The following is an 11,695-nucleotide window of genomic DNA, read 5'->3' on the forward strand; positions in this document are numbered from 1 at the left end:
CTCACGCACTCACGCACTCACGCACTCACGCACTCACGCACTCACGCACTCACGCACTCACGCACTCACGCACTCACGCACTCACGCACTCACGCACTCACGCACTCACGCACTCACGCGCTTCCAGACTCCCGTGCCCCATACCCTCGCCACGCACCGCTACCTGATCCTCGCCGAGTCCTACTTCGGCCCGCTCACCAGCAAGACCGCGAACAGCGCGATCCGGTACCTGCCGGAGCGCATCGTTGCGGTGCTCGATTCCGCGCAGGACGGCCGCACCGTGCAGGACGTGCTGGGGTTCGGCGGCGCGATTCCGGTGGTGGGGACGATCGAGGAGGGGCTGCGCGATGGTCCCACGGCGCTCCTGGTGGGGATCGCGCCGCAGGGAGGGCAGCTACCGGATTCGTGGCGCGGCGTGCTGGCCGCCGCCATGGCGGCGGGGCTGGACGTGGTGAGCGGGCTGCACTTCTACCTGGGCGACGATGCGGAGCTGGCCGCGCTCGCCGAACGCGCCGGGGTGGAGATCCACGATCTGCGCAAGCCGCCGGAGGGGCTCCCGGTGGCGCACGGGCTGGCGCGCGACGTGGAGCCCCTCACCGTCCTCACTGTCGGAACGGACTGCAACATCGGGAAGATGACGGCGGCGCTCCAGGTGCGGAACGCGCTCCGGGCCCGCGGCGCGCGCGTGGGCTTCGCGGCCACCGGCCAGACCGGGATCCTGATCGAGGGGTGGGGGATCGCGGTGGACTCGGTGGTGGCGGACTTCATCGCGGGGGCGGCCGAGCGGCTGGTGCTGCAGGCGTGCGACGGCAACGACATCGTGCTGGTGGAGGGGCAGGGCTCGCTCGTGCACCCGGGCTACTCCGGCGTCACCATGGGCCTCGTCCACGGCACCCTCCCCGACGCGATGATCCTCTGCCACCTCCCGTCGCGCACCCACCCGTACGGCGGCAACGGCGCGTACAGCTGGATGCCGCTCCCCCCCGTGCCGGACGCCATCCGCCTGTGCGAGGCGGTCGTGGAGCCGCTCAAGCCGTCGCGTGTCATCGCCGTTTCGCTGAACACCTGGGACCTGACCGATGCCCAGGCCCGCGACGCCATCGCCCGCACCCAGGACGAGACCGGGCTCCCCGCGACGGACCCGGTGCGCTTCGATCCGGCGCCGCTGGTGGATGCGGTGCTGGCGGAGCAGGCGCGAAAGGTGGAGCTGCGGAAGGCGGGGCGGGGCGTTGGCCCGGCCGCGGCCGCCGGGGGCTGAAGCCCCCGGCTGGAACCACGCAAAGGCGGCTGAAGCCGGCTCGTGCACGCCGGCATCAAACCCGGAGTCCGCGAAGGCGGACTTTGTGCTGTTGTTGCTGCGAGTTCACTCGCCCCCCAAACCAAAGCGCCGCCCCCGGGACTCCGGGAACGGCGCTCAGCTTTGCCCAGCAGGTCAGCTCACCACTGGATGCTGCCCTGCTTGCTGGTGTCGACCTGCTCGGCGTCGCCGGTGGAGAAGAGGAACTTCTCGGTGTTCTCCAGCAGGTACTTGCGGGCCTCGGGGTCGCGCAGGTTGAGGCCGTTGTGGTTGATGAGCATCGTCTGGTGCTTCAGCCACTGCGCCCAGCACTCCTGGCAGATCTCCGCCTGGATGCGCTTGCCGAAGTCGTTGTTGAACGGCGGAAAGGGAAGCGCCGGCTTGTTCTGTCCGCAGCGGACGCAGGTAATCTCGGCCATGAGTCGTCCTCGGGTCGTGTCGGTGGCGCGCAACGAGGTGCGGCGCGCCGCCCGAATCTAGCTTTGCGGCGCTCCCCCGTCCATCCGATCCCCCCGTTTTCCGCATGAACGAGCCGATCCCCGCGCGCCTCTCCGACGACGGGCGCACCGCCACGTGGAACCCCGCCCTCACCCGCGCCGCGCACGTCATCCTCCAGGTTATGCTCGTCGATGGACGTCGCGAGGAGCGGCGGTCGATGAACAGCGGTCGCGCGCGCGTGCGAGAGGGGGAGCGGATCGAGTCCGTGCGCCCCGCGTCGGACGAATGAGGCTCAGCGCCGCACGACGTGACGGTAGACGGCGGCGGAGATGTCTCGGCCGGTGGCTGCGGCGACGCTGTCGCGGACGAAGCCGCGGGTGAGGACGACCAGCACGTAGGGCGCGCGGTCGTCGGGGAAGACGATGGCGGCGTCGTGGGCGATGCGCGTGATGTTCCCCGTCTTGTTGGCGGAGCGCACACCCGACGGCAGCCCGGCCGGGATCATCTCGCGGAACTCCTGCCGTCCCAGGATCGCCAGCATCTCGTCGGTGGAGGCGCGCGACGCGGCACGGCCGCCGGCGATCGCCTCCATCACGCGCATCAGGCCGTACGCGGTGGTGGCGTTGTTCATCCCCGCGCGGAAGGCGGGGCCGTCCTCCACGCCGCGCAGCACCTTCACCTCGCTCGCGCCCAGCCCGGCCAGGGTGGTGGCGATGCGGCGCGGGTCGGCGCGGTCGATGAGGAGGTTGGTGGCCAGGTTGCTGGAGCGCGTGATCATCCGCTCCACCAGCTCGCGAACGGGCACGCGCTGGCCCACTCGCCGGTAGAGCGTGGTGTCGCCGTCATCCGAGGCGCTGAGGGTGTAGGTGCTGCCGTCCGCGATGCTGCGGAACTCGTTGACGACCGGTACGGGCTCGTCCATGCGCAGCTCGCCGGCGTCGGCGCGGCGAAAGAGCTCCAGCATCACGGGTACCTTCATGGTGCTGGCCGCGTGCATCGTCTTGTGCGCGTCGATCACGAGCGAGTCGCCCGTGGCGAGGTCGCGGAAGGCGACGGAGACCTCGGCGGTGTCGCCGGCGGCGCGGCGGATGATGTCGCGCACCTCCGCCTCCAGCGCGGCGTGGGCGACGGGGCGTGGCGCCGCGGGTGCGCAGGCGGCCAGCAGGAGGAGGGGCGCGAGGGTGCGTGCGAGCATGAGGCGCGGCCGGGTTGCGTGGGGCGATGCGGGGTCCACGCAACGTACGCGGCGGATGCGCGCGGGGAAATGGGATCGCGCGCACTCCGCGTGAGCCAGGCCGTTGCGATGCGGAAAGCGGCGCGGCCCGTGGCGTGCAAAATGCTTGGAGAGATCCACCTTACTCTCTTGAGGCGAGCCGCGGGCGCGATGGAGATCAACATCAACTGCAGGCTCGCCGCGGCGCTCGCCGGGCGGATGCGCGAGGCCCGCGAGGACCTCACGCGGCGTTGGCTGGAGCGGATCGTGGCGCGCGTGGAGATCGATCCCAACCACGTTTTTCCCACCGACGACCTGCTGAACCACGTCCCGCTGCTGATGGACCGCATCGCGGACTACATGGAAGACCCCGCGGACGAGATCAGCGCCGACGGGCCCGTCACGGCCAAGGCCATCGAGCTGGGGGAGCTGCGCTACTCGCAGGGCTTCGACGCGCACCAGATCCTCAAGGAGTACGAGATCCTGGGCGGCGTGCTCTTCTCCTTCCTGGTGCGCACCGTGGGCGGCATACACGAGGAGTGCACGCGCCCCGAGCTGCTGGCGTGCGCGCACCGCCTCTTCCGCGCCATCGCCGTCATCCAGCAGGTGACCACCACCCACTACCTGCGCCTGGCCGCCGAGCGGGTGAACGAGCGCGAGGAGCGGCTGCGCGGCTTCAACCGCATGGTGTCGCACGAGCTCAAGAACCGCATCGGCGCCGTGCTGGGCGCGGGGCAGCTCCTGGCCGACCCCGACATCTCGGCCGACCCGGCGCGGCGGGATCGCTTCGCGCGCATCGTGGTGGAGAACGCGCAGGCCATGCAGGGCGCGCTGGAGAACCTCATCGAGCTCTCGCGGATGGACCCGGGGATGCGCCGCCAGCGCAACGTGGTGCTCCCCAGCGTGGTGGCCGAGGTGGCGCGGCAGCTCCGCGAGATGGCGCAGTCGGCGGGGGTGGAGGTGCGCATCGATCCCGAGATGCCGCAGGTGGAGGTCAACGCGGCGGCGGTGGAGCTGGCGCTCACCAACTACCTGTCCAACGCCATCAAGTACTCCGACCCCGCGGCCGCCCCGCGCTGGGTGCGCATCGGCGGGACTCTGGCGCCGGGCGGCGAGCTGGTGGTGGAGGTGGAGGACAACGGGCTGGGCGTGCCGCCGGAGATGCGCGGCGAGCTCTTCACCCGCTTCTTTCGCGCGCACGGCGAAACGGTGACCGGCATCGAGGGTACCGGGCTGGGGCTGAGCATCGTGCGCGAGACGGCCGAGGCGCTCGGCGGGCGGGCGTGGGCGGAGTTCGACCGGCCCGCGGGGTCGCGCTTCCTTCTCTCGCTCCCATCGCGCCGCGCCGCGGACCGCCAGGCGGCACTTCCCCAGGCGGACGGGGATGGGTAGCTTTGCGGCACCCTCCCGCGGCCTCGCATGCCGGCGCCGGTCGAAGCGCTCGAACAGCAGGGCTCACGCGGAGACGCGGAGGCGCAGAGAGAGCCCTCTTCCGCGCCTCCGCGTCTCCGCGTGAGATCGCGGTTCCCACCTGAACGAGTATCTGCTTACATGTCAGAATCTACGGTCCTGGACGCGGGGCGCCGCACGACGCGTGTGGATGCGCTCAAGCGGGCCATCGACGACCACATCAAGTATACCCTGGCCCGCGATCGCGGCTCGGCCACCGAGCGCGACGTGTACATGAGCGCCGCGTGGACGCTGCGCGACCGCATGGCGGGGCACTGGGCGGACACGCAGGCCCGCTACCACAGCGAGAACGCCAAGCGCGTCTATTACCTGTCGCTCGAGTTCCTGATGGGGCGCACCTTTGGCAACGCCCTGCTGAACCTGGGGATGGAGGACGCCGCCGCCGAGGCGCTGGAGGAGGTGGGCTACCGCGTGGAGGAGCTCGAGGATGTGGAGCCCGACGCCGGCCTGGGGAACGGCGGCCTGGGGCGCCTCGCCGCCTGCTACCTGGACTCCATGGCCACGCTGGAGCTTCCCGGCTACGGCTACGGGATCCGCTACCAGCACGGCATCTTCAAGCAGGCGATCGTGGGCGGGCGGCAGGTGGAGAAGGCGGACAACTGGCTGCGCGACGACAATCCCTGGGAGATCGCCCGCCCCGACCGCACCTACCCGGTGAAGTTCTACGGTCGCGTGCTGGGTGAAAAGGATGCCGAGGGCCGCGTCCACTTCCGCTGGGTGGAGACGCAGGACGTGCTGGCGATGGCGTACGACACCCCCATCCCCGGCTATCGCAACGGCACGGTGAACACGCTGCGCCTCTGGTCCGCCAAGGCGACCGAGGAGTTCGACCTGGAGGACTTCATCCGCGGCAACTACATCGCGGCGGTGGAGGCCAAGACGCAGACGGAGACGATCTCCAAGGTCCTCTACCCGCCCGACGACACGGGGCAGGGGAAGGAGCTGCGGCTGAAGCAGCAGTACTTCTTCGTCTCCGCCACGCTCCAGGACATCCTGGCGCGCTACCTCACCGAGCGCCGCACCTTCACGGACTTCGTGGACAAGGTGCAGGTTCAGCTCAACGACACCCACCCCGCCGTCGCCATCCCCGAGCTGATGCGGCTCCTGATGGACGAGCACGGGATGGAGTGGGACAGGTCGTTCGACATCGCGCGCCAGACGTTCGCGTACACCAACCACACGGTGCTCCCCGAGGCGCTGGAGACGTGGAGCGAGGATCTCTTCGGCCGGCTCCTTCCGCGCCACCTGGAGATCGTGCGCGAGATCGACCGCCGCTTCCGCAACCGCGTGCGCGAAACGTTCTCGGCGGACCCGGGCCGGGAGGAGCGCATGGCGATCCTTTCCGGCGGGCTGGTGAAGATGGCGCACCTGGCCATCGTGGGGAGCCACACGGTGAACGGCGTGGCCGAGCTGCACACGCAGATCCTGCAGGAGCGCATCTTCCGCGACTTCGCCGAGCTGTGGCCCGACCGCTTCACCTCGGTGACCAACGGCGTCACGCAGCGGCGCTGGCTGCTGAAGGCCAACCCCGGCGAGTCGCGGCTGATCTCGGGCGCCATCGGCGACGGATGGGTCACCGACCTGCCTCAGCTCTCCGCGCTGGAGCCGTTCGCCGACGACGCGGAGTTCCGCGCGCAGTGGCGCACGGCCAAGGCGCGCAACCGGGTGCGGCTGGCCGAGCTGGTGATGAAGGAGGCGGGGGTGCGGATCGACCCGCTCGCGCTGATGGACGTGCACGTCAAACGCATGCACGAGTACAAGCGCCAGCTTCTGAACGCCCTGCGCGTGGCCGACGAGTACCTTCAGCTTCGCGACGCGGACCGGCCCGACGCGGTGCCGCGCGCGGTGCTCTTTGGCGGCAAGGCGGCGCCCACCTACTGGACGGCGAAGCTGATCATCCAGCTCATCAGCGCGCTCGCCGGCCGCGTGAATGCCGACGCGCGGGTGAGCAAGGTGCTGCAGGTGGCGTTCATCCCCGATTACCGCGTGTCGCTGGCGGAGTGCATCTTCCCGGGGAGCGACCTCTCGGAGCAGATCTCCACCGCCGGCTTCGAGGCGTCGGGGACGGGGAACATGAAGTTCGCGCTGAACGGCGCCCTCACCATCGGCACGCTGGACGGCGCCGTGGTGGAGATCGCGGAGGCGGTGGGGCGCGACAACATCTTCATCTTCGGCCTGACCGCCGAGGAGGTGGGGCGGCGCAAGGCGGAGGGCTACAACCCGCGCGCCGAGGTGGAGAAGAGCCCCCGGCTGCGGCGCGTACTGGAGTTCATCGCCAGCGGCGAGCTCTCGCCCGACGAGCCGGGCCGCTTCCGCCCGCTGGTGGACAGCCTCCTGAACCACGACGAGTACATGCTGCTCGCCGACTTCGACTCCTACCTGGCCGCGCAGGTCGAGGTCGACACCGCTTTCCGCGATCCCGAGCGCTGGACGCGCATGGCGATCCTGAACGTGGCCCGCTGCGGCTTCTTCAGCAGCGACCGCTCGGTGCGCGAGTACGCCAAGCGCATCTGGAAGCTCTAGACAACAGCAATCTCACGCGGAGACGCGGAGACGCAGAGAAAGAACAATCTCACACAGAGACACAGAGACACAGAGAGAACTTCCATTGTCTTCCTCTGTGTTTCTGTGTCTCTGTGTGAGCCATTCAGTCGTTGTTCTCCCCGCGTCTCCGCGTCTCCGCGTCTCCGCGTGAGACCCGTTTTCAGCCTTTACGATTCCGATGAAATCGCTCTTTCCCGCTTTCCTCTCGCTCGCCCTTTTCGCTCCCGCCGCGCAGGGCCAGACCGACAGCATGACGGCGCGCCGCGACACGGTGGTGCCCGGCGCCGCGCGGCTGGCCGCGGCGAAGACGATTCCCGAGCTGCTGGCGGCACAGGTGCCGGGGCTGCAGGTGCGCCCCGGAAGCGGCGCCGTGGCCTCCGGGTCGCGGCTGCGGCTGCGCGGCGCCTCCGGCATCCTCGTCCCCGGCGAGCCGCTGGTGGTGGTGGACGGGGTGCGCGCGGTGAGCGAGCCCAACGACCTCCTCGCCGGGGTCGATCAGGCACCCTCGCGGGTCGACGACTTCATCCCCGACGACGTGGAGCGGGTGGAGGTGCTCTCCGGGCCCATCGCCGTTGCGCGCTACGGGCCCGAGGGGGTGAACGGGGTGGTGGAGGTGTTCACGCGGCGCGGCATGACGGGGCGCCCGCGCTTCCGCGGCTTCGCCGAGGCCGGGACGAGGAGCGACGTGACGTCCTACCCCGCCAACTTCGGGCGCGTGGGACTCGGCAGCGACGGCACGCGCACCACGGCCTGCTCGCTGAACATGCAGGCTTTCGGCCGGTGCACCCCCCGCGGCGACTCGCTCCTCTCGTTCAACCCGCTGGAGGAGGCGAGCCCCTTTCGCACGGGCGGCACGCGGCGCGTGGGCGGCTCCGTGGCAGGCAGTGTGGGCCCGCTGGAGTACTCGGCCGGGGGCAGCGCCGAGCGCGACCTGGGCGTGCTGCGCCGCGACTCGCGCGAGCGGACGGGGGCGCGCGGCTCGTTCACGCTATGGCCCGTCAACGGGGTGGAGATGACCGGCTCCGCTATGCACCTGCGCAACACGCTGGAGCTGCCGGAAGAGGGCGCCACGCTGTACGGCAACCTCTTCAACGGGCTTGGCGGCAACCCCTTCGACGACCCGGTGCGGCGTGGCTACGCCGATTTCACCCAGGCGGAGCGCGACACCCTGGGTGTAACGCAGCACGCGCGGCGCACCCTCGCCGTGGCCTCCGTCCGCTGGGACGCGCTTTCGTGGCTCAGGGTCGGCGGGCGGTACGGGATCGACGACGTGGCGGCGGAGGAGGTGCCCCACGCACACTACGAGGATCCACGGTTCAGGCTCGAGTCGCAGACGCTGGAGACCGAGCGTACCCGGCGCAACGCGGACGTCTTCGCCCGGGCCGAGTACACGCTGGCCGACGAGCTCCAGCTCTCCACCACTCTCGGCGCGGAGCGGTGGTCGAAGCGGATGCATACGCTGGAGGAGGCCCGGTCCAGCGGCGGCGCGTTCTCGGCCGAGGAGACGTCGAGGCGCAGCCGCTCGACCGCGTTCTTCGCGCGGCAGGAGCTGAGCTGGAACCGCGTCGTCGCGTCGCTCTCGGTGCGCCGCGACGAGCCGCTGACGCTGTCGGAGCCGGTCTTCTCGGAGGCCGCGAGCGCCGCCTGGGAGGTGCCCGTCGAGCGCTTCGGGTGGCTGGACAGGCTGCGGCTTCGCGCCGCGTACGGCCGCACCGAGCAGGACCCGGAAAACGCGTTCGCCGCCGCGGGGGTCATCCCGCTCTGCCCCCCGGGAGGGTGCAGCGACGAGGACCGCATCGGTCCGCAGCGCCACACGGAGCTGGAGGGCGGGGCCGACGCGGATCTCCTGGGCGGGCGGGTGGCCCTGTCGCTCACAGGCTACGGCCGGCGGGCGGAGGACGTGCTCGCGGTCACGACCGTGGCGTTCGGCCCCCGCATCTTCAACTCGGGGCGCGTGGTGAACCGTGGAGTCGAGGCGCAGTTGAGGGTTCATTCGCCGGCTCATGCGCCGTTCTTCTGGGAGCTGGTGGCGACGGGGGCGCTGAACCGCAACCGCCTGGAGGACTACGATGGCCCCCGCATCCTGCACGGAGCCGGACAGGTGAGCACGGACGGCAACCCGGTGGGCTCCTTCTTCGGACCGCGGATCACCTCCTTCCAGGACCGCAACAACGACGGGATCATCAGCAGGGTGGGATGCGCCAACACCGGCAACCAGCCGGCGTGCGAGATACAGTACGGCGAGGCGGAGTACCTGGGACCGGTGGACCCCACGCGGATGCTGGGAGTGCAGGGGCGGATCGAGTGGCGCGCGGTGGAGTTCTCCGCGCTGCTGGACCACCAGGGCGGGATGCGCCGCGCCAACCAGCTCGACCGCCAGCGGTGCAGCGGCTTCCTGCTCACCTGCCAGGCCGCCTTCGATCCCTCCACACCGCTCGCGGACCAGGCGCGGGTGGTGGCGTACGGCCTGGTACCCGGCTACACCTACGTGGAGGACGCCTCCTTCACGCGCCTGCGCGAGGCCGCCGTGACGCTGTCGATCCCGGAGCGCTGGGCGCGGCGCTTTGGCGGGCGCGAGGCGGAGATCACCTTGGCGGGCCGCAACCTGGCGACCTGGACGTCGTACAGCGGGCTGGACCCGGAGACCAACGCCTCCGCGCAGCACCCCATCCTGTTCGCCGAATCGTTCACGCAGCCGCTGCCGCGCACCCTCACCACGCGGCTGGACGTGCGGTTCTGAACGACGGCGCGGGGGAACAGCAGGGCTCACGCGGAGACGCGGAGGCGCAGAGGGAGCGCTTCCGCGTCTCCGCATTCCGTCACGGTTGAGCGCGCGGTGGCGCCTTCCGTATCGAGTAAGGGAAGCGCGCGGAAAGACGGATATTGTCATTCTTGCGGGGGGGAGGTTACATGGTGTACATTAGCCTCCCATTACCAGGCAACCCTGTCGTACAGCCGTCCCCATCTCGCCGCAGGACAAGGAGTTAGTCGTAACTCCCGTTTCCGCACCCAGAGCCGGGTTCCGCCCGTCACCTCACCGCCCGCAGGAGGAGATGAGATCTCGCTCGTCCGCTGAGTCCGTGCCGTCTCCCGTTGTCCAATCTCATCAGACAGTGCATCCCATCAGGAGCAAAAGGATGATCTACAAAGTTCGTGCGATGACGATCCTGCTCTTCGCCGCGCTCGCGGCGGGGCTCGGGATGTCGCCCGATCCACTCGCCGCGCAGGCGACCGGCACCATCCGGGGCAGAGTCGTGGAGGCAGGCACCAACCGGCCCCTGAGCGGGGCGCAGGTGTCCGTCGCCAACACGGCGGCCCGCACCGTCACCTCGGCCAGCGGCGAGTACACGCTCGGCAACGTACCCGCGGGCTCGCAGCGCGTGCGCGCCTCCATCATCGGCCACGCCACCAGCGAGCAGACCGCGCAGGTCGCCGCCGGCGAGGCGGCCACGGTCAACTTCACGCTGGGTGCCTCGGCGGTCGCGCTCGACGCCGTGGTGGTGACGGCGCTGGGCCGTACCACTCCGCAGCGCGCCGTCGCCACCGCCCAGCAGACGGTGCGCGGGACGGAGATCGCGCAGACCCAGCGCGAGAACTTCGTGAACGCGCTGCAGGGGCGCATCGCGGGCGTGGAGGTGAACAGCACCTCGGGCGTCCCGGGTGCTTCCACCTCCATCACCATCCGCGGCGTCAGCTCGCTGAGCAGCAGCAACCAGCCGCTCTTCATCGTCGACGGCCTTCCGCTGGACAACAAGACGATGAACACGTCGGCCCTCGCGTCGGACGCGCCGGGCTCGACCACCGCGTTCAACAACCGCGGCGTCGACTTCACCAACCGCGCGGCCGACATCAACCCCGAGGACATCGAGTCGATCACCGTGCTCAAGGGGCCCGAGGCTTCGGCGCTCTACGGGATCGACGCGGCCAACGGCGCCATCGTCATCACCACGAAGCGCGGCCGCAGCGGGCGGGGCCAGATCGAGTACAGCAACAGCTTCCGGGTGGAGAACACCCGCACCCGCCCCGAGATCCAGACGGTGTACGGGCCGAGCGGCGTCCTCAACCCCGGCACCGCGGGCTCCGCGTCGCTGGCGTACTTCGGCTCGCCGTACCCGGCGAACACCCGGCTCTACGACAACGTGGACGGGTTCTTTGAGACGGCGCTCACGCAGAAGCACAATCTGGCGTTCAGCGGCGCCGCCGCGGACAGCAAGATCAACTACCGCCTCTCCGGCGGGCTCACGCGCCAGGACGGCGTGGTGCCGGGCACGCGCTACGACCGCATCAACCTGACGGGCGCTTCGCAGGCGCAGGTCAACCGCTTCATCAACGTCGACCTGTCGATGCAGTACATCAACGTGGCGAACGACCAGGCCTTCAAGGGGCTGGGCGGGCCGCTGCTGGGGCTGCTCACCTGGCCGAGCTTCGACGACGCGAGCCAGTACCTCACCCCCACGGGCGCGCGCCGGCAGGCGACCACGGGGCTTACGGGGATCACGCAGCTCCTGGCGAGCGCGGAAGTGGACAACCCGTACTTCAACGTCAACAAGAACCATCTCAGCTCGCGGAACAACCGCATCATCGGGAACCTGGGGTTCACGCTGACGCCGTTCTCGTGGGGCAGCATCCGCTCCAACATCGGCGTGGACAGCTACACCAACCAGAACAACATCCTGCGCCACCCGCAGAGCTCGTACGGCATCAACAACAACGGGATCATCGACGTCGCCAAC

At 70.1% G+C, this 11,695-nt stretch carries 8 protein-coding genes; 6 read left to right on the forward strand and 2 right to left on the reverse strand.

Going from position 1 to position 11,695, the window contains the following annotated elements:
• Nucleotides 1-133: 133 nt before the first annotated feature.
• Nucleotides 134-1,258, forward strand: coding sequence for a DUF1611 domain-containing protein (locus VF647_19595; GenBank protein ID HEX8454293.1), 1,125 nt, complete (start codon nucleotides 134-136; stop codon nucleotides 1,256-1,258).
• A 179-nt stretch (nucleotides 1,259-1,437) separates the two neighbouring features.
• Here VF647_19595 and VF647_19600 read toward each other — a convergent pair whose 3' ends face one another.
• On the reverse strand, nucleotides 1,438-1,716 hold the full coding sequence (locus tag VF647_19600; GenBank protein HEX8454294.1) for an oxidative damage protection protein: 279 nt from the start codon (nucleotides 1,714-1,716) through the stop codon (nucleotides 1,438-1,440).
• Between the two features lie 104 nt (nucleotides 1,717-1,820).
• On the opposite strand from VF647_19600, the gene VF647_19605 reads away from it, so the two are divergent.
• Complete coding sequence (locus tag VF647_19605) at nucleotides 1,821-2,024, forward strand: hypothetical protein (GenBank protein HEX8454295.1); 204 nt, start codon at nucleotides 1,821-1,823, stop codon at nucleotides 2,022-2,024.
• A 3-nt stretch (nucleotides 2,025-2,027) separates the two neighbouring features.
• Here the strand turns inward: VF647_19605 and VF647_19610 are convergent, their stop codons facing one another.
• Nucleotides 2,028-2,930 carry a serine hydrolase gene (locus VF647_19610; GenBank protein ID HEX8454296.1) on the reverse strand — a complete coding sequence of 301 codons (903 nt, stop codon included), beginning with the start codon at nucleotides 2,928-2,930 and terminating at the stop codon, nucleotides 2,028-2,030.
• A gap of 189 nt (nucleotides 2,931-3,119) precedes the next feature.
• On the opposite strand from VF647_19610, the gene VF647_19615 reads away from it, so the two are divergent.
• The 4 genes from VF647_19615 to VF647_19630 form a co-directional block, all read left to right on the forward strand.
• Nucleotides 3,120-4,340: a sensor histidine kinase gene (locus VF647_19615; GenBank protein ID HEX8454297.1), complete on the forward strand. Its 1,221-nt coding sequence runs from the start codon at nucleotides 3,120-3,122 to the stop codon at nucleotides 4,338-4,340.
• 159 nt (nucleotides 4,341-4,499) lie between these two features.
• Nucleotides 4,500-6,941 (forward strand): glycogen/starch/alpha-glucan phosphorylase, encoded by a 2,442-nt coding sequence (locus VF647_19620; protein HEX8454298.1) that lies wholly within the window; start codon nucleotides 4,500-4,502, stop codon nucleotides 6,939-6,941.
• 199 nt (nucleotides 6,942-7,140) lie between these two features.
• Nucleotides 7,141-9,702, forward strand: coding sequence for a TonB-dependent receptor (locus VF647_19625; protein HEX8454299.1), 2,562 nt, complete (start codon nucleotides 7,141-7,143; stop codon nucleotides 9,700-9,702).
• A 397-nt stretch (nucleotides 9,703-10,099) separates the two neighbouring features.
• A partial coding sequence (locus VF647_19630) for a TonB-dependent receptor plug domain-containing protein (protein ID HEX8454300.1) occupies nucleotides 10,100-11,695 on the forward strand: 1,596 nt, incomplete at its 3' end.

Source organism: Longimicrobium sp. (assembly GCA_036387335.1).
Classification (GTDB): domain Bacteria; phylum Gemmatimonadota; class Gemmatimonadetes; order Longimicrobiales; family Longimicrobiaceae; genus Longimicrobium.